Raw genomic sequence first — 20,569 nt, forward strand, 5'->3', positions numbered from 1 at the left:
TGAAGTAATGGAAAGTACAGAAAAAAAAGAAGCGTTAATGCGAATAAAAGCAGCTTCGAAAAATGAATTGTATCGAAAGTTATTTGACCAATATGGTACAGATTATTACTACGTTGTCGATGAAAGTGTAAAACGAAACATCCCGTTTTTCTGGAAGAAGAATTATGAAATGTTAGTCGCTTTTCCTGAAGATAAACAGGAAGAAAGTAACGAAGGCATAGCTCAGTTTCATGACCAATTAATGGATGTTGTAAATGAACCTTCAGAAGAAATTGTGAAGGCAAATGGAATTCAATCGGTATTGCACAATTTAGAAAACGTAACGACTTCTATGCCGTACGCAGCGATGCAAACAGGAAATAGTGAAGAATGGGCAAGAAAAAAAGAGAAACTATTACAACTGTTTGAAAAAGGGATTGTCGTTGTGAAACGTACGGAAGAGGCGAAAGCAACGAAAAAACGGCCTGCTGTGAAACCAGCTATTCCTGTCAAGAAAGAAGAGGTAGTTGTTAAAAAAGAAAAGCAGGAATCTGTGCCCTTTATTATTCAAAAAGTAATTCGGATGTTAGAACAAAACGATGTGGAACAATATTTCATTCATGCATATGCTGAAAAGTTAAAAGTGAAGTTTGAGAATGCAACGATGATTACAGAAGAGGAAGTCATCGGATACATATTGGAAGATATGAGATCTCATTTCAATACTGAAAACGTATTTGAAAAAGAAGTACAAACGATTGCATTAATCGGTCCAATTGGCGTTGGAAAAACGACGACACTTGCGAAAATGGCATGGCAGTTTCACGCTAAGAGAAAAACAGTTGGTTTTATTACGACAGACCACTCTCGCATTGGAACAGTGCAGCAATTACAAGATTACGTAAAAACAATTGGGTCAGAAGTAATCGCTGTGCGAGATGAAGCAGCAATGACAAGGGCGCTCACTTATTTTAAAGAAGAAGCACGCGTCGATTATATATTAATAGATACAGCCGGGAAGAATTATCGTACGTCAGAAACGGTTGAAGAAATGATTGAAACGATGGGACAAGTAGAGCCAGATTATATTTGCTTAACATTATCAGCTTCTATGAAAAGTAAAGACATGATTGAAATCATTACGAACTTTAAAGATATTCATATTGATGGTATCGTGTTTACGAAATTTGATGAAACAGCGAGCAGTGGTGAATTGTTGAAAATTCCAGCTGTATCATCAGCTCCAATTGTATTAATGACAGATGGACAAGACGTGAAGCAACATATACATATCGCTACAGCTGAACATTTAGCAAAACAAATGTTACAAACATCGTAAGAAGAGAGGTGAAGAATAAGGCGCCTGCCTTATTCAAACGAGTATGAATGGTCTTTATATAGGTTCTATGGGTATGATGAATTACATGCAGCGTTTAAATGTACACTCTAATAACGTCGCAAATGCCCAAACGACAGGATTTAAAGCAGAAAACATGACTTCTAAAGTATTTGATGTGCAAGACGCATATCGCCGCGGAGATGGATTGGCGACAAATATCGGTTCGGCCGATTACGCTGTCGTACCAGCTGCGACACATGTGAATTTAGCGCAAGGAAATGTACAAATTACAAATAGTGCTACAGATTTCTTTTTAGACGACGGTGTGGCTGGCATATCATCATTTTTCGTTACATCTAAAAATGATGAAACACTTTTAACGAGAGACGGTAGTTTCACAGTAAATAGTGATCGTTATTTACAAACATCTTCAGGTGCTTTTGTATTGGGTGAGAATAATGAACGTATTCGTATTCCAGAAGGAGCAAAGGTGGCTGTACAAGCAGATGGTACATTGTACGATGAAGTAACACAAAATAATATTGCCCGCTTGCAAACGAAAACAGTAGACGCAGAAGCAAACGCTCGCCTCGTGCAACGTGAAAATAAAAGTTTTACACTAGCAGAAGGAAACGTTGCCGATTTACCGAACGGAACAGGGGCAGTACGTAATCATACGCTAGAAAATTCAAATGTGGATATGACGAAAGAAATGGCTGATCTTATGACGAATCAAAAAATGATTCAAGCATCGCAGCGCATCATGACTTCGTTTGATAAAATTTATGAAAAAGAAGCGAATGAAATATTGAGATAAAGGACTTCCCATTAATGGGAGTCTTTTTTTGTTGCTTTTCTTTCAGTTACACCATAAAATGATAATGATTATCAATATCGATGTGATTTAAAAAGAATGGAAGTTGGATTGTATCAGTATTTGCTTAACTAGGTGAATTAAAGATAAGGGGAAGGTGTGTACATATGTCTACCAAAAAACAGCTTTGCATTGGGTTATGTTTGATTTCTAGAAAGAAAGAAGAAGAGAATAAGTTTGATTCAGGAATCGGTGAACAAGTAGAGTTAGCACAACTGGCAGAGAAGGCTAAGTTAGATTTTGTTTTTAAAGCGGATTATTTAGTGGCACATCCAGATTTAATTGCACGTAATAAGGGGAATGTAATTTTAGATCCAACATTACTTTTTACTGCTATTGCGTATGCGACAGAAAAAATTGGAGTCGTTACGACCGCTTCAACATCATTTTATCCACCATATATACTAGCGAGGCAACTACAATCTTTAAATTGGATTAGTAACGGCCGAGTAGGATGGAACATTGTCACATCAATTGATGGTGCTGAAAACTTTGGTGAGGCAGGGATGCCACCATCTGAGGAACGATACGCGAAAGCGGCAGAATGTACAGAGTTAGTCAGAAAACTTTGGAGGAGTCATCCTTATGAAGTTTTGAAAGAAGACAACGCAGATGTAATTAGAGAGATGGTACAGCCAATTGAGCATCGTGGTGAGCATTTTGAGGTGAAAGGTCCACTTAATATCCCTCAGCATATTTCTGGGGAAATGCCTTTATTTCAAGCGGGTGCTTCAGAGCCTGGCCGGAATTTCGCTGCTTCTGTTGCGGATGCGATTTTTGCCGCAATGCCAGATGTAGAATCAGGAATCGAACTTCGTCAAGATTTAAGAAGAAGAGCAGAAAAGCATGGCCGAAAGCAAGATGATATACGTGTATTGCCTGGTTTATATTTCTTTATTGGTGATTCATATGAAGAAGCACTAGAAATGCACAAGCAAGCTCATCAACATCTTACAAAAGAGAAGAGGTACGCTTTACTCGAAATGGTTCTCGGATTAGATGTTAGAGGGATGCCATTAGAAAGTAAGGTTACTGAACATATGCTACCAAGTAGGAATCAAACTGTACGTAGTAAAACACATGCCGAATTATTACGGAATTTCATCATTAAAAATGAACCAACTGTTGAGCAAATACTAGAACGACCAGAAGTTGTTGGATCTGCTCATTGGGTCGCTATTGGCACACCACAAGACGTTTTCAAGCAAATTATGGAAAGATTTGAAGCAGGGGCACTAGATGGATTCATTGCAATTCCAGGCGGACCTCCTAAATCATTGGATTTATTCTTTAGTGAAGTGATTCCTTTATTCGTGAAAGCAGGTGTATTTAGAGAAGAGTATACAGGTTCAACTTTACGTGAGCATTTGGAGGGTAATATATCAAATTGTTTGCAGTTAAAATAATAGGAACATTATGTACAAAAAGCCTTTTAAAAGAAGGCTTTTTCATTTGTGTTTTAAAATTCAGAATCATCAGTTGACTATGAGAGACTTCTTTTCTATATTAGTAGGTATAACAATAACTACTATCAGAAAATGGAATTAGAGCGATATAGATTGTGAGGGATTACTGATGGATGAAATAATAAAGAAATTGGGTTCTCCCAGTATGAATGTAAAGCTTATATAGGTTTATTAAAACATTACCCAGCAACTGGTTATGAAGTGAGTAATCAAACAGGCGGACCTCGTTCCATGATTTACGAGGTGCTCGGCAAGTTGATGGATAAAGGTGCAGTGCATTTAGTTCCTTCTGAACCAGTGAAATATGGACCTGTAGCAGCAACTGAATTAATGGATCGAATGCGAAAAGATTTTGAAAGGTCCTTTGAATTGTTAGACCGAAAATTAAATTATTTAGAACAGGAGCGACAAATGGATGTAATTATAAATCTAGTTCATGTCCTAACAGGAAAACGTAGTATGGAAGAAATGGAGGGAGAGAAAGGTGAATAAAGCTCAGGCACATATGACATTGCAGAGCGAGGATACATTTCAACAAGGTGTAAAGGATTGTTTACCAACTGTATTTGGATATTTGAGCATTGGTATAGCGGCTGGTGTAATTGCGAAAACAGCTGGTTTCTCCATCATTGAAATTGCTTTTATGTCCACTTTAATTTATGCAGGTTCTGCTCAATTTATATTAGCAGGTATGTATGCTGCCGGTGCTCCTGCCTCGGCAATTATTTTTACCGTATTTTTTGTTAATCTACGGCACCTTTTAATGAGCGCTGCGCTTGCGCCCTACTTCACGAAAATTCCTCTATTTAAAAACTTAATAATTGGTTCGCAAATTACAGATGAAACTTTCGGCGTTGCAGTGCAGCAAGCAGCGCAAAAAGGTTATTTAGGTGAAAAGTGGATGCTAGGATTAAACGTAACAGCATATTTAAATTGGATTATCGCTACAATTATTGGCGGACTCTTTGGTGAATGGATACCAGATCCTCATACGTACGGGATGGATTATGCCTTGCCAGCAATGTTTATTGGATTATTTGTTCTCCAGCTTATAAGTAGTAAACCGAAACTAGCAATTCATCTTACTGTTGCGGTTGTAGCTATTGTTATTGCATACGTTTCACACATTTTTATGCCAGATAGCATAGCAGTTATTATCGCAACGCTGTTAGCTGCGACGATTGGAGTGGTGATTGAGAAATGGAAATGAGATTAGACGTATTATTACTTTTATTAGCAGCAGGAGCAGTTACACTTGTGCCTCGTATATTACCTCTTCTCGTATTTAGCAAACTGCAAATCCCAGATTGGGGCTTAAGATGGTTAAATTACATACCGATTGCGATATTAGCAGCACTTTTAGCGCAAGTATTATTTATGCACGAGACAGTGCAGTGGGATTATCTTATCGCAGCAATCCCAACATTTCTTGTCGCAATATATACGCGTAGTTTATTAGGAACAGTATTAACTGGAGTGATTGTGATTATTTTGTTACGTTTATTTTTCTAAAAAGGATTCAGCTCATATAATAGCGAAAGGTGTAATAACATGAAATATATAGGGGTGGTGTTATGATACTTTTAACGATAGGCGCTATTTTATTAACGGTATTCATTTTCTTTATTATCGTTTTTATTACGTTTATGATGGTTGTTGATAAGGCGACACCTCAAATTTACTATACACCTTGTGAATCAGTAACAGTGAAATCTAAAGGTAAACATAGAAGGAAGAAAAGTTGAGTGTTGGCTTTTCTTCTTTCTGTTTTTACATCCCCGAAAGAACTAACAACAATAATCCAAATAGAAAACTAATAAAAGAAAGGAAACCGATAGATATGGAAAAAATACGATTGTTCTTCCATTCGCGTGCGAAAACGATAAAGCCTAAAACGCAAAGGAAAAACCAAATAGGTAGAAATATAAATCGACTAACTTTCTCAGGTAGTAATGAATAAAAATTTGTTAAATATAATATCCAATTCGCAAAAAATAGAGCACATACGATGAATGATTGTAAGTATGGTCGGTTTAGAAAAGTTCCTTTTTTAACCGTCATAAAAATGAGAGCTAACGCTGAAATGAAGGGAATTATTATGAATATGAGTAAAAGTAATGTAAGTGACATGTAAAACTCCTTTATCATATTGTTTGCGTAAGAAACGAATCTATTAGGTTGTATGCTTGCTTTGTAGAGTGCTCGTTATATTTTTCAGTGTACGGATTTAAAAATCCATGTTCACCGTGTAGTTGATTTATTTCTAATAAAGGGTTATTTTGTTGCTGCAATGTTTGCATTAAGGAGGATACTGAAAAACTAGCTTCTTGTTCAGGGAAAATAAGTAAGGTAGCACATGTAGGTTTAATATGAACATAGTCACGTATACGGGAACCGTAACACCCAATAATAAAATCTATTTTTGAATTGTTACTACAGAGCCAAGCGATTGTTGCCCCAACGCTAAAACCGAGAAGTCCTATATGTGTATAACTACTAGAAAGGCTAGTAATGAGTTCTTCAATTTGCTCTTTTCCATCATCAAATCCAATGTGATTCATAAAATGCTGATATGCTTTTTCTTCATCACTATAATGAAATGCATGTTGTGATTGTAGAAGGTTAGGACAAAATACATTTATATGAGATGAAGTGAAGCGGTCTATAACGTGCTGCATATGATCGTTTACACCGTATATTTCATGAATAGCAACGAGAGCTAATTTTTTCTTCATGGTTACAATGTACCTCTATGAAACTTATATTCTTTTTCAACAAGGCAGATACGCAGATGGAAGTTTTCATACCATTGCTCACGGCCTCTTTTTTTCGCTTCTTTATGTAAGGCGTTCCTTTTCCAATTTTCAATTGCTTCAAGTGACTCCCAATAAGAAATGGTAATTCCGAGTCCCGAATTACCACGTGCGCTTTCGACACCTAAAAATCCAGGTTGCTGTTTCGCAAGGTCCTCCATTTTTCCGGCAACGGTACTATAGTCTGTTGTATCATTGGATAGATTTGAAGTGAATATAACTGCATAATAATGATTCGTTTTTTGTGGAGCATTTTCCATATGAATTCCCCCTTTAATAAGTATTTTAGCATGTAATAAAAAGAAAAGAAGCATGGGCTTCTTTTCTTTTTAGGTTGTAAATTTTAATCCAACACACTTGTGCTTCCTTCTGTTGATTATTACATTCACTCATTGTTATTTGTATATTTTTGTCAACTGGTTCTTCTTGCGGAAGAATCAGTATAAGGATTGGATAATGTTATCAATGTGTAAACGGTATATGTTGAGTAAATAGCCTTTGCTAGATTATACAGAGTGGATAAATGAAGGAAAGGTATAATGACAGAATAAAAAATGAATGAATTATCTGAAAAACAAAAATAACAAGACGACTATAAAAATCTCCCAATTATGTTAATATAGTATATGAATAGAGTGTTTTTAAAATTGAGTGTAAGGAGGTGGAGGCGTTGAGTCACAATAGGGTAAAAAATAAAAAAATAATAAAATTAATTGTAGTATGGATGAGTATATTTTTAATACTATCGCCATTGCATTTTTTTAGTACACCAGAGAATGTAAAAGCAGAGATTACTGAAGATGAAGGCTTTAATGAGCCAACCTATCAATCTATACATAAAGGTGATATGTATTCTACCGGTAATGTGAATTTAGGTATTAAAGCCACTGAAGCTCAGAAGAAAACGGCATTGTATTCGGATATAACTTATACTTCGGGTACAGCACCTAATGGCTATACACGTGAACTAATTGATGTAGATGACGATCCAACGACTACAAATTCATCTAAAGCATATATCCCTGTTCCAGAGGGGGCTGAAGTTGAATGGGCAGGATTATATTGGAGTTCGACGCGTTATGAATTAACGCTCCCGCAATATATAGAACCAGTTAAGTTTACTACTCCGTCAGGAATAAGTTTTCCAGTATCACTAAGTTATACGTATTACGGAAGTGGTTTACTTTATGGCTTCGGTATTAATGGCACGTATTATTCTAACTATGCAGATGTTACTGAGCTTTTGAAGTCTTCTAATTCAAAAGGAGGAAGCTATACTGTAGCAAATATTCCTTACCCGAATACTAATCTTGCATATAGTTCTGGATATTATTCTTTTGCTGGATGGTACATGTTAGTAATCACGAAAGATAAATCAAAAACAAGAAAAGCATTTACTGTTTATGATGGTGGATTGAAAAGAGCTACTGGATCTGGTGAAAAAGAGTTTACCGTGAAAAACTTTATTGCATCAAAAGCTGGAGATTTAGATCCGAAAGTTTCTATTTTTGCTGTACAAGGAGATAGATATTGGCAGGGTGATAAACTTTCTGTATATGTTGATAAAGCATGGAAAGAAATTACTGATAAATTGAACCCGGTTGGTAATATATTCAATTCGACTATTTCTGAATATGAGGAACATATGCGAGATAAGTATCCAGGTACTTTTGCTCCGGATTATAAAAATAATTTAGGAATTGATGCAGATTTAATTAAGCTACCAGCAGGATATATTAAACCAGAACAAAAAGAAATACGATTAAAGGCTGCTACATCAGGAGATGATTACGTATTAAATACACTGGCTTTCGCAGTAAACGCCACGGCACCTGAGCTTGTCATTAATAAGGAAGTATTAAATCCGAAAGAAAAGTACGAACCGGATGATGAGGTCATATATCGCTTACGTGTGAAAAATGTTGAGCCAAATTCAACTTCAGTTGATACAAAAATTGAAGATGTTTTAGACCGTCGTTTACAGTTTATACCTGGATCAGTGAAGGTTATTTCTGGCCCGAACGCGGGGGATCAAACAGATTTAGCGATGGATGATCAAGTTGATTATGATGTAAAGACAAGAAAATTAACAATAAGAATTGGTGAAGGTGCTAATGCCACGAAAGGCGGAATTTATACTGATAAAACACCTGAAACAATTGTTGAATTTAAGGCGAAATTAAAAGGAAGAAAGATAGAAAGTGAAATTCCTAATACCGCTGTTGTTCAAGGGATTGATGAGCTAACAGGGAGTCGTATTGAAGCGAATGATTCTAATAAAGTAGTCGTGAAGGTCAAACCAGAACGAAAACCTGATATAGAACAAAAAGGCAAATTGGAAGTAGAAAAATTAGCTAGAGATATAAATGGTGGAACTCTTAAAGTAGGAGAGAAACTAGAGTATACTGTTAAAGCTAAAAACAATGTGCAAAATTCTATCTTAAAATCTGTGAAAATTACAGATAAACTTCCTGAAGGTGTAGAATATGTTCCGAATACGATAAAGATAGACGGAAAGGAACAAACGGATGTAGAAGATGATGATCAGGCACATATAAAAGATGGAACGATAGTTGCTCATTTCGGTGACCTTAAAGGTGAAGAAGAGAAGGCTATTACGTTTGAAGTAGTTATAAAACAGGAAATGGCAAATAAGAAAATAAAAAATATAGCAGTAGTAGAGTCTATTAGTGTACCAGATTCAGAGAAACCAGAAGTAGAAACGTCAGTTGATCCGTTGTATGGACAACTAGATTCGAAGAAAGAAGTAACTGGTGGAGTAGATGGAAAAGTACACGTAGATGATGAGCTTGAGTATAAAATTAAACTTCAAAATAAAGTTGAAAATGGACTCATAAAAGATGTTCGCATTGTTGATAAGCTTCCTAGCGGAGTGGAGTATATAGCAGGTAGTTTGAAAATGAACGGTAATTCATTGACTGATGATGTGGATGAAGATGCAGGATCATATGAGGACAATACAGTTAAAGTAAACTTTGGTGATGTACTTGATACAGAAGAAAGAATTGTAACTTTCAAGGTGAAAGTTACAAAGGAATCGCTAAAAACAAAAGAAATAGAAAATATAGCGATTGTGGAAGGGAAAACACCAGATGGTGAAGATTTCCCCCCAGAAAAGCCGAATGTAAAAACGAAAGTGGAAGCGAAGGAACCAAAGGTTATAAAGACAGTTTCTGATGCAGATGAAACAGAGGTAGAAAAGGCAACATTGCAAAGTGAGAATGAAGAGTTTACATGGCATGTAAACTATAATTTTGGAAATGACGTAGCAAATGTTGAAAAAATAGTATTACAAGATGATTTAGAAGATATTTTAAATGTGGTACAAGTAAGACTTGTAAATGCAAATGGTGAAGAGATACAAGTTATACCAGAAATCGATGAGCAGTCGAAAAAGGTGAAAATTGAATTGCCAAAGCGAGAAGGTAGTTACGAGTATCTAGTTGATCAAGCATATACGATGCACATTAAATCAAAGTTGGATGTAAGTAAAGGTGTGGAAGCTTTAGAAGCTTATACTGCAAAGGGTGGTATACGAAATAAAGCGGAGTTACTATTTGATCAAAAGAAAATTGTATCGAATGAAGCGTTTATCATACCACCATCTTTTGGGAAAGTTGAGATTGAGAAAGTAGATGCGAAGGATGAAAATCTCAAATTAGAAGGTGCAGTATTTCAAATGATTGATAAAGATGGAAAAGTAGTTTCTGAATTAACAACAGATAAAAATGGCGTAGCGATTTCTAATCCGTTGTTAGTAGGGAAATATACGCTGAAAGAAGTACAAGCACCAAACGGGTACATGCTTTTGAAAGAGCCAATTGAAATTAATGTGACCAACGATGTATCTACACAAAAGATAAGAATAGAAAATAATAAAAATGAGTGGATTATCCCGGAAACGGGTGGCATAGGAACAATTGTCTTTTATGTAATTGGTGGAATATTGATGTTCATTACATCTTTCTTCTTCTTTAGAAAAAGAAAGATTATGAAATAGATTAGTAGTTTGCAAAAAAAGGTAGACACAATAGGGGAGTGGAATTTGATGAAAAAGATTTTTAGCACATTTTTAATATGTATTTTAGCTTTTTCAACATTATTTAATATGACGGTTAGTGCAGAATCAAAAAGTACAGGTACTTTAGCGATTCATAAATATGAGCAAGGTAAAGATGGGAAAAAAGGTGAAGTTGGAAATGGTAAAGACGGACAAAGCGTGCCGGAAGGGGTAAAACCTTTAGCTGGTGTAACGTTTGAAATTAAACGTATCGCATCATTTGAACAAACTTCTGATGGAAAAGTGATAAAAGAAAATATTAGTAAAGTAACGGATAGTACTATTACAAAAGTAACAGACGCAAATGGAATGGCAGTCTTTAATAATCTTCCATTAGGACGTTATGAAGTAAAAGCTGTTAAAGGTCCAGACCATATTGAATTGGATACGAGTACTTTTATTGTTGATATTCCAATGACAAGTGCAGACGGTAAAGATTTAAACTACGATGTTCATATTTATCCAAAGAATGAAACGAAACATGGTTCAGTAGAATTAATAAAAAAAGGTGAAGAGGACAGGGTGTTACCAGATGCGGAATTCCATTTATTCAAAAAAAATGAAGATGGCACAAACACACAAGTAAAAACACCACATCCACTAGTGACAGGATTAGATGGTAAAATTCGTGTAGATTCTTTAGAGTATGGAAACTATTATTTTATAGAGGAAAAGGCTCCAAAAGGTTATTTAACAAGTAAAGAAGAATATCCTTTTTCTATTAAAGAAACTGGTAAACTAGTTAAGTTAGAAAAAGATGTAAAGAACTATAAAGAGCCTACAATTGAAAAAACGATTAACGACAGTTCAAAGAACGCGGGAATAAATCTTGAAACAGAGTATACGTATGACATTAAAACATTGCTTCCTGAGGATATTCAAATGTATAAAAATTATGTTGTTACCGATGTTTTAGATGACCGTTTAGAGGTTGTTGGGACACCGATTGTAAAGATTGATGGTAAAAAGATTGATGAGAGTATTGTAAACGTAATTGTAGCTGGACAAAAGGTTATTGCTTCAATAGAAGATTTTTCGAAAGTAACAGGTAAAGAATTACATTTGCAAATTACTGCAAAGATTAAAGGCGATGTTCAATCTGGAGTGAAAATTCCGAACAAAGCAGTACTTGATTTTGTAAACAAAGACGATGTTTCATCAGAAAAAGATGGAAAACCATCTAATGAAGTAGTGGTTACACCAACAATGGGGAATATTAAAATTGAAAAAGTCGATGGTAAGGATAACAACCTGAAGTTAAAAGGTGCAAGGTTTGAATTACGAGATAGTAAAGGTAAAGTTGTAACAGTAAAAGAGAAAAAAATGGATGATAAGACTGATGCAGATGGTATTATTACATGGAATGAAATTCCGTACGGTGAATATCAAATTGTTGAAACAGAAGCACCGAAGTATATAGATGAAGACGGTGCAGTAGAACAATATCAAAAGTTAAGAGATCCGATTGATATTAAAATTGATAAAGATCATAAAGTAATTGAGCTAAAAGTTGAGAACAATAAGAGCGGATGGATTATTCCAGCAACAGGCGGTATAGGAACAATTTTCTTCACAGTAGTTGGTCTGTTATTAATGGTGACAGCAGCGTTTATTTTCTTTAGAAAGAAACCTGTGAAGAATTCCTAATTTGATATTTTTATAATAATTGAGTTTTGAAAAGAGGAAAGGCATATTGCTTTCCTCTTTTCCACATTTTATCCGTAGTGAAAGAGGATGTTATGAGACGAAATATTATTTTTGGCAGTATATTTTTGTTAGGCTTAAGTATATTTTTATATCCGATGGTAAGTAATTGGTTTGCAACGAGAACGCACTATTCGGAAGTAAGCACGTACGATGCAGCAGTAAGCAATTTACAAAAAGAAGAAATTGAACGTAAGGAAAAAGAAGCGCGGGAATATAATGAAAAAGTTCAAAGTAAGATGCAAACATTTTCGGACCCATTTCGTGAAAATAGCGATGAGAACAAGAGTTCTTATGTAGATATGTTAAATATCGGTGATGTTATGGGATATGTAGAAATCCCTAAAATTGATGTGAATCTTCCAATTTATCAAGGAACGACTGAAGATGTGCTGAGCCGCGGGATTGGACAACTGAACGAATCTTCATTACCAGTAGGGGGAAAAAATACGCATACAGTTTTAACGGGGCATCGTGGCTTACCGTCAGCACTAATGTTTACTCATTTAGATAAAGTTGAAAAGAACGATATATTTTATATTCATTCATTAGATAAAGTACTTGCCTATAAGGTAGATCAAATAAAAGTTGTATTACCAAATGAAACAGAAGATTTATTAGTTGTACAAGGTCAAGATTATGCAACATTAATTACATGTACCCCTTATGGAGTGAACACGCACAGGTTACTAGTGAGAGGACACCGGGTTCCATATGATGCTGGAGAAAAAGAAATGATTACAAAACCTTTCATTTTAGAAGATTGGATGATTGTTTTTCCTATTGTTATCATTTGTATCGTCCTTCTAATGATTTATTTGAAAAAACGAAAATAGTATGTATTGAGTGGTGAGTATGTGAGAAGGGGATTTATAAGTTTAGTATTGTTCCTTGCAGGTTTATCTCTATTTCTATATCCATTGGTGGCTAATTATATAAATAATTATGTATATAAAACAGGAGTAATACGTTATGAAAAAATGGTTGATGATTTAAAAGTAGAAGATGTGAATGAGAAGTTTCGGAAGATGGAAACATATAATAATTCGTTAGGAAAAACTACTTTCAAAATGAGTGACCCATTTGTTAGGGATGCTGAAGTAAATAAGGAACCGTTAAATTTCATAAACAAAGATGAGATATTTGGCACGATTTCTATTCCAAAAATAAATGAGGAGTTGCCAATTTACTTAGGTGCAAGTCAAGAAAACTTAAGTAGAGGGGTAGGACAAATTGAAGGGATTTCTTTACCAATTGGTGGGAAAGATACACATACTGTATTGGCAGGACATCGTGGGTATCACGGAGCGACGATGTTTCGCCACCTTGATCGATTAAGTGATGGTGACATATTTTACGTAAATGTGCTTGGAAAGCAGCAAGTGTATAAAGTAATTGGCCGTGAGATTATTAATCCAAATCAAGTAGATAAATTAAATGTAATAAAAGGAAAAGACAAAGTTACATTGCTTACATGTGAACCATATACATCAAGTAAATATCGTTTGTTAATATATGGAGAGCGAGTAGAAACGGAGCGAAATGTAATTGAACGACAAAATAAAAGTATAGGAGACGTTAGACGTCATGAAACAAGAGAATTATTCAAAAAACTGGCATTTGTCGCAGTGGGTCTCATTGTAATTTTCATTGGTTTGTATGGCTTATTAAAAAGGGGAAACTAGATATAAAAAAAGAAAAATGCCACTTCAGAAGGTTGAAGTGGCATTGCTTATATTTCCTCTAAGCTATTAACTGGAACTGTTAATTCGCGTCTTGGATTTGTTACTTCATATATGCGGGCGGTTTCGTTGTTTTCGTCAACGTGTTGAATCATAACAGGCATGCCTTGAAAACTGACATTGGCTTCTTCTGATGACTCTGAAAGCTCTTTTGCGCGTTGTATATTCATTTATATTCCTCCCATTATTATTATCTTTGCTAAAAAGGAGGAATAATATACCATTTCGAGACATTCTTAAAGTTTTTGTATTATTTGTAATGTTTCTTTAATAAAAGAAGAAAAGATGGAATCCGGATAAGGTTGTATCTTTTGAGCTGCTTCTGTTGCTTCTTCAAGAGCTCTTTGCTTATCGTTAAGTTTTACATAACAAAGGGCACGATATGCACCTGCCGTTGTAAGCCATGCTTGATCAAGTGGATGCATCATATAATCTGGTATTTTAGCATGTTGAAAAGCTTTCAGAGCTTCCTCGTATTTTTTTAATCCGTACAAAGCTTTTCCGGTTTCAAGGTAATACAATCCATCCTCTTGGAAAATCGGTTCGTCTTTTAGTTTTTCTCGAAATTGTTCTACATGTTCTAATGCAATTGTATATTCTTTAGTAATCGTGTTGTAGTAATACGCTTTTAATATATCTACGATCGCAACGGATAAAGTGTCTTCAGTAAAAATGGCGAATTGCTCAGATTTCTTAATGTAATGTAAATACTGTTCTTTATCAGCCGTCATGACTTTTTGATAAGATAATATGCGATAAAATTCATCTGTTTTATAATACACTTGATGTTTTTTTGAAAATGCTAATGCTTCTAATATGATTTTTTCACATTCCTCATATTTGCCACATGCGAGTAAAATAATGGCTTCTTTTAAGCACAATCTGATATGTATAATAAGATCCATTTCTAAATGGTTCGCTTCATAATCATCTCGAATACGAGCAATAAGTTGCAAACATTCCTCATACTTTTTACGTGAGAATAACGTATAAGAGAATGTTAATTTTGTTTCAGTGCTGTCTCTGTATAAAGTATATTTTTCAAAAATAGAAGTTGCTTTTTCAACGAAAGATTCAATGTTGCAATCTTTCATTATAGCTGCTCCAGTAATAAATTGTTTATATAATCGGGCAGTATTTAAAGTGAGAGGGAGTTCCTTTTGAACGATAGGAAGTAAAGTTTCATACACCTTATCACATTTATTAGCTTTTATAAGTTGCTCCATTTTTTGAATGAGTTCTACAATTTCTCCATCATCTTCTTCTAATAAAAAACTCGTTTCACATTCAAGTTTTTCGGCAATATATTGTAATGTTTTCATAGAAGGTGTAGCTTTTCCATTTTCAATTTGACTAAGCATACTTTTTGTCAGTTCCGAACCTGCTAGTTCGGTTTGCGTAAGCTTTTTTTCTTTTCGTAACGCCTTAATTTTTTCGCCGAGAGTTGCCATAACATTGCTCCTTTATAATTGAAAAGTTAAATATAATTTAACTTTTTGTTGTAAAAATTGGAAAGTTGATTATATAATAAGTTTAACACAATTTAACTTTTAAGGGGAGAGTGTCATAATGGAAGATGTAAGTATAGGTCAAAATGATTGGAAAATGAAGATTGCAACGAGGAATATTATTTTAATGATGATTGGAAAGATGACGTCCTTGCTAGGAGCAGGTATTTATACGTTCGCAATGGGGTTATACGTATTAAAGACAACTGGTTCAGGAATGGGGTTTGCAACTACGCTTATTTGCGGATCACTTCCAAGGATGATCTGTGGCCCGATTGCAGGTGCTGTAGCTGACCGTGTTAATCGAAAATGGCTTGTCATTGGCACTGATTTATTAAGTAGCTTAACGATGCTTATTATGTTTATTCTTACAATAATGCTTGGACCATCACTTCTTTTTATTTATGTATCAGCAGCATTATTATCAATTTGCGCAAGTTTTTATTCTGTTGCGTTTACTTCATCTATTCCTAATTTAGTTGATGAAGGGCGTATTCAAAAAGCGAGTGCTTTGAACCAGACGGCAGCTTCTTTATCAAATATTTTAGCGCCGATTATTGGCGGAGTTGTATTTGGTTTCTTTTCAATTAAGTCGTTCTTTCTGTTAAATAGCATTACATTCTTTTTAGCAGTTATTGTGCAATTATTTATCGTATTTGATTTATATAAAAAAGAAGTGGCTGAGAGTAAAGAGCATTTCTTGACGAGTATAAAAGAAGGTTTTTCATATATAAAACGACAGCATGAAATATATGGTTTAATGAAAATTGCGCTATGGGTAAACTTTTTTGCGTGTGGGCTAACCGTTGCACTTCCATACATTATCGTCCAAACATTGCATTTATCTTCAAAGCAACTCGGTACTGTAGAGGGAATGCTAGCAGTCGGGATGTTAATTGGTGCGATTGCTTTATCAGTGCGTAAAGAAGTGAATAATCCGTTTCGTTCTATTTATATTGGGCTGTTTTTATTTGCGGGTTTGAGTTTATGTACAGTCTTCCCGTTGTTAGTTACCATTCCGAAAGTAGCAAGTTTTATTTACTATATGGTTTTTATGATGTTAACTGGTATGTCAATGATGATCGTAAATATCCCGATGCAAGTACATATGCAAAAGACGACAGATCCAAGCTATTTAGGGCGTGTATTCGGCCTACTTGAAACTATTGCTACTGCAATCGCGCCGCTCGGTATGATTGTATATGGATTATTATTAGATATGTTGCCGACTAGCATTGTTATGATGACATTAGGTGGAGGATTATTGTTAGTTGTATTAGTTGGAGTAAAGCAGCATATGGCGAAAAAACAAGTGGATGTATTGGCTTAAAAGAAAATTTTAACAATATAAAAATGACCAAATTAGTATTTTAGTTTTTGAAACTCCTTTTCATGTATGTTACAGTAAAGTGAGCAGGCAAAGAAAAGGAGAAAACATCATGAAAAAATTAAGTTTTGTTATGCTTTTTCTGTTAGTCGTAATGACTGGATGTAGTAATTATGACACGTATATTGAAACAGGTATGCAATCATTGAAAAATGAAAAATATAGTGATGCGATTATGTGGTTTGAAAAAGCGGAAAAAGAAAAATCAGGAAATGAAGCGAAGGCATATAAAGAAGTCGCTCAGTTACTAGATCACGGTGCGACAGCATTAAAAGACGGTAAGTATTCAGAAACGAAAGATATTGCAAATGAAGTGTTACAAAAGAAAAAAGATGATGCACTTGAAAAGGCTGTGAAATCAAATGCAGAAAATATGCTTCAAAAAGCAAAAGACGTTGAAGAGAAAGTAAATGAAAGAGTAGCGAAACGAAAAAAAGTAAATGAAGAAGGAATCGATAAACTAATTAAAGCTGTCGATAGTATAGATGAAGTAAAAGAAAAAGAGAAAAAAGTGTCAGAAGCATTAGATAAGGCTGAAGAGGCACAAGTGAAAATTGAGGAAAAGAAAAATAAATAGAGATATAGTTTAAAAGGCTGTCGTGTATAACGACAGCCTTTTAATTTTTTGCTGCAAAAGAAGTGATACTTTGTAGTAAAAAGGAAATTATTTTTGAATTCCACCTGTCCTCATGATGAATGGTATAAATATTACGCTGAAATTCAAATCCTGGGATCGGTATACAGCATAGCTCATTTCGTTGTACTTCTTGATCAATAGCAAGTTTAGAAATAAAGGCAACCCCATTACCATACTTTAAAATTTGTTTCATCGTTTCTAATGAATCTAGTTCAATTTCAGATTGGAAAGTAATGTTATGTGATAACATCCATTGTGTAAGTAAATCTCTCGTTGTAGATGGATTACGATGCAATAATATACGTTCTTTTTCGATATCTTGTAAGGATACACTTTCTTTTTTTGAAAAATGATGTTCTTTGGAAAAAGCAAGAACAAGTGTATCAGGTATTATTTTTGTTTGTTTTAAAAGTGGTTCATCAAACGGCGCCGCAGAAATTACCCCGAGATCAATTTCATGATTTTGTAGCATCGTTCGAATTTCAGGCGCAGTTTTTACCATGAGTGTTATTTTTATATTTGGAAATTCGCACTGAAATTGGTGAACAACTTCTGGTAAAAGGTAAGTTGCTGGTACATAACTAGCGCCAATTGTTATAGCTCCTTTATTAAAATCTTTAAATTCTTGTGTCACCCGTCTAGCTTCTTTCATAAGTGCATCTATTTTGCAAGCATAATGATGCAACGCCTCGCCAGCCTCTGTTAAGAAATATCTTCCGGAACGTAATTCAAATAAAGACACACCGAGTTCCTCTTCTAAGCTTTTTATATGAAATGTAATAGTAGGTTGTTTAACACCAAGTTTTTCTGCAACAATCGTAAGCTTTTTGTATTTCTTAATAAGCACTACAATTTCTAATTTTAAGAGATTCATTATGAGTTACCCTCCTTTTTTATTTTAACTATAGAAAAAATCTATAGAAATAAATAGTTTATTAGAAGTTTTTTAATTTAATCTTTACAGTACATTAACATTCAGTATAAATCTTCCATATAGAATGAAAGCAGGTTAAGAATGAGGGGAGAGAGGTGAAACGATGGATATTAAAATTCATGGATTAGAAAAGACATTTGGAGAAATGCAGGCGTTAAAACCGTTACAAATTGTAATGAAAAAAGGAGAGTTTACCACACTTTTAGGACCTTCGGGATGCGGGAAAACGACTTTGCTTAGAATGATTGCAGGACTTGAAGAACCGGATAAAGGAGAAATATATTTTGGAGATAAGTGTATGTATTCGTCTACAAAAAAGGTAAAAACATCTCCTCATGAACGGAATATCGGTATGGTATTTCAAGATTTTGCTTTATGGCCGCATATGACTGTTTTTGAAAATGTTGCATTTGGTTTAAGGGCTACAAAGCAAACGAATCATTTACGCGAAAAGGTAGAAGATGCGATAAAGCGAGTTCGCTTGCAAGGTATGGAGAAAAGATATCCACACGAACTTTCTGGCGGACAGCAGCAACGTGTCGCATTTGCTAGAGCAATCGTAACAAAGCCTCATTTTATTTTGTTTGATGAACCGTTAAGTGCACTCGATGCAATTTTACGAGAAGAAATGCGCTTAGAGCTTATGGATATCGTTCATTCCATTGGTTTAACGGCATTGTATGTAACACACGATCAAACAGAAGCTATGTCAATGTCAGACCAAATTATTGTAATGAAACAAGGGGAAGTATTACAAAAAGGAACACCAGAAAATATTTATGTGAAACCGTCTCATGAATTTGTTGCAAAGTTTGTTGGTAAAGCAAATTGGCTTGTAGAGAATAAACAAATGATTCGCCCAGAGCACGTGAGCTGGACAAAAAATGACGTGTGCGACATGTATACAGGTGAAATTCAGCACGTTACATATGTAGGAGAACGTTATGAAGTGAAAGTAAATATGGGGACACTCGGTGTATGGACAGCTTATAACAATAGTAAGCTAAGCATCGGTAAACCGGTATCGTTATATGTACCAAAAAAATGTATTCATCATATAGGGGGAGAATCGTATGAAGAAATTCAGTTCGCTTAAGTCTTTATTTGTATGTACTTTACTATTTTCTGCTGTAGTAACAGGTTGTAGCTCAAAGACAGGTAATGTAGATGCAAAAAATAAAAATTCTAATGAAAAGAAAATTGTTGTATATAGTGCAGGACCAAAAGGATTAGCAGAAAAAATTCAAAAGGACTTTGAAAAGAAAACCGGTATAAAAGTGGAAATGTTTCAAGGAACAACAGGTAAGATTTTAGCGAGAATGGAAGCTGAAAAGAAAAATCCAGTCGTTGACGTTGTCGTACTCGCTTCTTTACCAGCTATGGAAGGATTAAAGAAAGATGGTCAAACGTTAGCTTATGAAGAAGCGAAACAAGCTGATAAGCTTCGTTCTGAATGGTCGGATGATAAAGGACATTATTTTGGATATAGTGCTTCAGCATTAGGAATTGTGTACAACACAAAAAATGTGAAGACAGCGCCTGAAGACTGGAGCGATATAACAAAAGGAGAATGGAAAGGGAAAGTGAATCTTCCGGATCCAGCGCTTTCAGGTTCGGCTTTAGACTTTGTAACAGGATACGTGAAAAAGAATGGACAAGATGGATGGAAGTTATTTGAACAGCTTAAGAAAAATGAAGTTACAGTAGCGGGGGCAAACCAAGAAGCGTTAGATCCAGTTGTAACAGGTGCGAAAGATATGGTAATTGCTGGTGTTGATTATATGACGTACAGTGCAAAAGCAAAGGGTGAACCAGTTGATATCGTATATCCAAAAAGCGGAACAGTCATTAGTCCACGGGCAGCAGGCATTATGAAGGATAGTAAAAATGTAGAAGGTGCAAAAGAGTTTATTGATTATTTATTATCAGATGATGTGCAAAAACAAATTTCTAAAGCGTATTTATTGCCTGGTAGAAAAGATATAAAAGCTGAAAATAGACCAAATGTAGAAGAGATCCCAGTATTAAATATTGATTGGAAAACAGTTGAGAAAGAACAAGATGAAATAGGAAAACAATTTAAGAAAGTATTTCAATAAGATGGT

At 34.9% G+C, this 20,569-nt stretch carries 20 protein-coding genes and 1 pseudogene; 15 read left to right on the plus strand and 6 right to left on the minus strand.

Annotated elements, in window-relative coordinates; genetic code table 11:
• Positions 1 to 7 precede the first annotated feature (7 nt).
• The 7 genes and pseudogenes from flhF (at position 8) to EXW56_RS08535 (ending at position 5,403) form a co-directional block, all read left to right on the plus strand.
• Complete coding sequence (gene flhF / locus EXW56_RS08505; RefSeq protein ID WP_215597360.1) at positions 8 to 1,318, plus strand: flagellar biosynthesis GTPase FlhF; 1,311 nt, start codon at positions 8 to 10, stop codon at positions 1,316 to 1,318.
• Between the two features lie 43 nt (positions 1,319 to 1,361).
• Positions 1,362 to 2,135: a flagellar basal-body rod protein FlgG gene (locus EXW56_RS08510; protein ID WP_215597361.1), complete on the plus strand. Its 774-nt coding sequence runs from the start codon at positions 1,362 to 1,364 to the stop codon at positions 2,133 to 2,135.
• 164 nt (positions 2,136 to 2,299) lie between these two features.
• Positions 2,300 to 3,598 carry an NtaA/DmoA family FMN-dependent monooxygenase gene (locus EXW56_RS08515; protein WP_215597362.1) on the plus strand — a complete coding sequence of 433 codons (1,299 nt, stop codon included), beginning with the start codon at positions 2,300 to 2,302 and terminating at the stop codon, positions 3,596 to 3,598.
• 189 nt (positions 3,599 to 3,787) lie between these two features.
• Positions 3,788 to 4,129, plus strand: a pseudogene (locus tag EXW56_RS08520) (TrmB family transcriptional regulator); the annotation flags it as partial.
• Between the two features lie 34 nt (positions 4,130 to 4,163).
• Positions 4,164 to 4,868 (plus strand): AzlC family ABC transporter permease, encoded by a 705-nt coding sequence (locus tag EXW56_RS08525; protein WP_427224258.1) that lies wholly within the window; start codon positions 4,164 to 4,166, stop codon positions 4,866 to 4,868.
• Entirely contained in the window at positions 4,859 to 5,170 is a 312-nt protein-coding gene (locus tag EXW56_RS08530; protein ID WP_033716746.1) for an AzlD domain-containing protein, read from the plus strand. The genes EXW56_RS08525 and EXW56_RS08530 overlap by 10 nt, the downstream gene beginning before the upstream one ends.
• Before the next feature lie 62 nt (positions 5,171 to 5,232).
• Positions 5,233 to 5,403 (plus strand): DUF3951 domain-containing protein, encoded by a 171-nt coding sequence (locus EXW56_RS08535; protein WP_002201013.1) that lies wholly within the window; start codon positions 5,233 to 5,235, stop codon positions 5,401 to 5,403.
• 25 nt (positions 5,404 to 5,428) lie between these two features.
• Here the strand turns inward: EXW56_RS08535 and EXW56_RS08540 are convergent, their stop codons facing one another.
• The 3 genes from EXW56_RS08540 to EXW56_RS08550 are packed head-to-tail and all read right to left on the minus strand — an operon-like array spanning position 5,429 to position 6,731.
• Entirely contained in the window at positions 5,429 to 5,788 is a 360-nt protein-coding gene (locus EXW56_RS08540) for a hypothetical protein (RefSeq protein WP_002201012.1), read from the minus strand.
• Positions 5,789 to 5,802: 14 nt separating this feature from the next.
• On the minus strand, positions 5,803 to 6,393 hold the full coding sequence (locus tag EXW56_RS08545; RefSeq protein WP_002201011.1) for a dienelactone hydrolase family protein: 591 nt from the start codon (positions 6,391 to 6,393) through the stop codon (positions 5,803 to 5,805).
• Between the two features lie 2 nt (positions 6,394 to 6,395).
• Positions 6,396 to 6,731, minus strand: a complete 336-nt coding sequence (locus EXW56_RS08550) for an antibiotic biosynthesis monooxygenase family protein (RefSeq protein ID WP_002201010.1) — start codon at positions 6,729 to 6,731, stop codon at positions 6,396 to 6,398.
• A gap of 464 nt (positions 6,732 to 7,195) precedes the next feature.
• Between EXW56_RS08550 and EXW56_RS08555 the strand changes: the two genes are divergently transcribed.
• The 4 genes from EXW56_RS08555 to EXW56_RS08570 all read left to right on the plus strand — a co-directional run bounded on the left by EXW56_RS08555 (position 7,196) and on the right by EXW56_RS08570 (position 13,941).
• Positions 7,196 to 10,492: an isopeptide-forming domain-containing fimbrial protein gene (locus EXW56_RS08555; RefSeq protein WP_215597568.1), complete on the plus strand. Its 3,297-nt coding sequence runs from the start codon at positions 7,196 to 7,198 to the stop codon at positions 10,490 to 10,492.
• Between the two features lie 48 nt (positions 10,493 to 10,540).
• A complete protein-coding gene (locus EXW56_RS08560; protein WP_215597569.1) occupies positions 10,541 to 12,199 on the plus strand; it encodes a SpaH/EbpB family LPXTG-anchored major pilin in 1,659 nt (552 codons plus the stop codon).
• A gap of 92 nt (positions 12,200 to 12,291) precedes the next feature.
• A complete protein-coding gene (locus EXW56_RS08565) occupies positions 12,292 to 13,092 on the plus strand; it encodes a class C sortase (protein ID WP_002201007.1) in 801 nt (266 codons plus the stop codon).
• 21 nt (positions 13,093 to 13,113) lie between these two features.
• Positions 13,114 to 13,941: a class C sortase gene (locus EXW56_RS08570; RefSeq protein WP_215597364.1), complete on the plus strand. Its 828-nt coding sequence runs from the start codon at positions 13,114 to 13,116 to the stop codon at positions 13,939 to 13,941.
• A gap of 47 nt (positions 13,942 to 13,988) precedes the next feature.
• Here the strand turns inward: EXW56_RS08570 and EXW56_RS08575 are convergent, their stop codons facing one another.
• Together EXW56_RS08575 and EXW56_RS08580 are read right to left on the minus strand one after the other, a co-directional pair.
• A complete protein-coding gene (locus EXW56_RS08575) occupies positions 13,989 to 14,168 on the minus strand; it encodes an H-type small acid-soluble spore protein (RefSeq protein ID WP_002064678.1) in 180 nt (59 codons plus the stop codon).
• Between the two features lie 66 nt (positions 14,169 to 14,234).
• Positions 14,235 to 15,449, minus strand: coding sequence for a transcriptional regulator (locus EXW56_RS08580; RefSeq protein ID WP_002201005.1), 1,215 nt, complete (start codon positions 15,447 to 15,449; stop codon positions 14,235 to 14,237).
• A gap of 118 nt (positions 15,450 to 15,567) precedes the next feature.
• Between EXW56_RS08580 and EXW56_RS08585 the strand changes: the two genes are divergently transcribed.
• On the plus strand, positions 15,568 to 16,836 hold the full coding sequence (locus tag EXW56_RS08585; protein WP_215597365.1) for an MFS transporter: 1,269 nt from the start codon (positions 15,568 to 15,570) through the stop codon (positions 16,834 to 16,836).
• 109 nt (positions 16,837 to 16,945) lie between these two features.
• Positions 16,946 to 17,470: a COG3014 family protein gene (locus tag EXW56_RS08590; protein ID WP_002201004.1), complete on the plus strand. Its 525-nt coding sequence runs from the start codon at positions 16,946 to 16,948 to the stop codon at positions 17,468 to 17,470.
• A gap of 40 nt (positions 17,471 to 17,510) precedes the next feature.
• Here EXW56_RS08590 and EXW56_RS08595 read toward each other — a convergent pair whose 3' ends face one another.
• Positions 17,511 to 18,404: a LysR family transcriptional regulator gene (locus EXW56_RS08595; protein ID WP_002201003.1), complete on the minus strand. Its 894-nt coding sequence runs from the start codon at positions 18,402 to 18,404 to the stop codon at positions 17,511 to 17,513.
• Positions 18,405 to 18,567: 163 nt separating this feature from the next.
• On the opposite strand from EXW56_RS08595, the gene EXW56_RS08600 reads away from it, so the two are divergent.
• Entirely contained in the window at positions 18,568 to 19,560 is a 993-nt protein-coding gene (locus tag EXW56_RS08600) for an ABC transporter ATP-binding protein (RefSeq protein ID WP_002149048.1), read from the plus strand.
• Positions 19,538 to 20,563, plus strand: a complete 1,026-nt coding sequence (locus tag EXW56_RS08605; RefSeq protein ID WP_002201002.1) for an ABC transporter substrate-binding protein — start codon at positions 19,538 to 19,540, stop codon at positions 20,561 to 20,563. Before EXW56_RS08600 ends, EXW56_RS08605 begins: the two co-directional genes overlap by 23 nt.
• Positions 20,564 to 20,569 lie beyond the last annotated feature (6 nt).

It is taken from the genome of Bacillus mycoides, from assembly GCF_018742245.1.
Lineage (GTDB): Bacteria > Bacillota > Bacilli > Bacillales > Bacillaceae_G > Bacillus_A > Bacillus_A cereus_U.

What these genes read in the sequence shown, in the direction of transcription:
- EXW56_RS08555 (WP_215597568.1), top strand. Translation starts at nt 7,196, where the DNA reads ATGAGTATATTTTTAATACTATCGCCATTGCATTTTTTTAGTACACCA.
- EXW56_RS08600 (WP_002149048.1), top strand. Translation starts at nt 18,568, where the DNA reads ATGGATATTAAAATTCATGGATTAGAAAAGACATTTGGAGAAATGCAG.
- EXW56_RS08530 (WP_033716746.1), top strand. Translation starts at nt 4,859, where the DNA reads ATGGAAATGAGATTAGACGTATTATTACTTTTATTAGCAGCAGGAGCA.
- EXW56_RS08525 (WP_427224258.1), top strand. Translation starts at nt 4,164, where the DNA reads ATGACATTGCAGAGCGAGGATACATTTCAACAAGGTGTAAAGGATTGT.
- EXW56_RS08560 (WP_215597569.1), top strand. Translation starts at nt 10,541, where the DNA reads ATGAAAAAGATTTTTAGCACATTTTTAATATGTATTTTAGCTTTTTCA.
- EXW56_RS08540 (WP_002201012.1), bottom strand. Translation starts at nt 5,788, where the DNA reads ATGTCACTTACATTACTTTTACTCATATTCATAATAATTCCCTTCATT.
- EXW56_RS08575 (WP_002064678.1), bottom strand. Translation starts at nt 14,168, where the DNA reads ATGAATATACAACGCGCAAAAGAGCTTTCAGAGTCATCAGAAGAAGCC.
- EXW56_RS08590 (WP_002201004.1), top strand. Translation starts at nt 16,946, where the DNA reads ATGAAAAAATTAAGTTTTGTTATGCTTTTTCTGTTAGTCGTAATGACT.
- EXW56_RS08515 (WP_215597362.1), top strand. Translation starts at nt 2,300, where the DNA reads ATGTCTACCAAAAAACAGCTTTGCATTGGGTTATGTTTGATTTCTAGA.
- EXW56_RS08605 (WP_002201002.1), top strand. Translation starts at nt 19,538, where the DNA reads ATGAAGAAATTCAGTTCGCTTAAGTCTTTATTTGTATGTACTTTACTA.
- EXW56_RS08535 (WP_002201013.1), top strand. Translation starts at nt 5,233, where the DNA reads ATGATACTTTTAACGATAGGCGCTATTTTATTAACGGTATTCATTTTC.
- EXW56_RS08550 (WP_002201010.1), bottom strand. Translation starts at nt 6,731, where the DNA reads ATGGAAAATGCTCCACAAAAAACGAATCATTATTATGCAGTTATATTC.
- EXW56_RS08510 (WP_215597361.1), top strand. Translation starts at nt 1,362, where the DNA reads ATGAATGGTCTTTATATAGGTTCTATGGGTATGATGAATTACATGCAG.
- EXW56_RS08545 (WP_002201011.1), bottom strand. Translation starts at nt 6,393, where the DNA reads ATGAAGAAAAAATTAGCTCTCGTTGCTATTCATGAAATATACGGTGTA.
- EXW56_RS08580 (WP_002201005.1), bottom strand. Translation starts at nt 15,449, where the DNA reads ATGGCAACTCTCGGCGAAAAAATTAAGGCGTTACGAAAAGAAAAAAAG.
- flhF (WP_215597360.1), top strand. Translation starts at nt 8, where the DNA reads ATGGAAAGTACAGAAAAAAAAGAAGCGTTAATGCGAATAAAAGCAGCT.
- EXW56_RS08585 (WP_215597365.1), top strand. Translation starts at nt 15,568, where the DNA reads ATGGAAGATGTAAGTATAGGTCAAAATGATTGGAAAATGAAGATTGCA.
- EXW56_RS08565 (WP_002201007.1), top strand. Translation starts at nt 12,292, where the DNA reads ATGAGACGAAATATTATTTTTGGCAGTATATTTTTGTTAGGCTTAAGT.
- EXW56_RS08595 (WP_002201003.1), bottom strand. Translation starts at nt 18,404, where the DNA reads ATGAATCTCTTAAAATTAGAAATTGTAGTGCTTATTAAGAAATACAAA.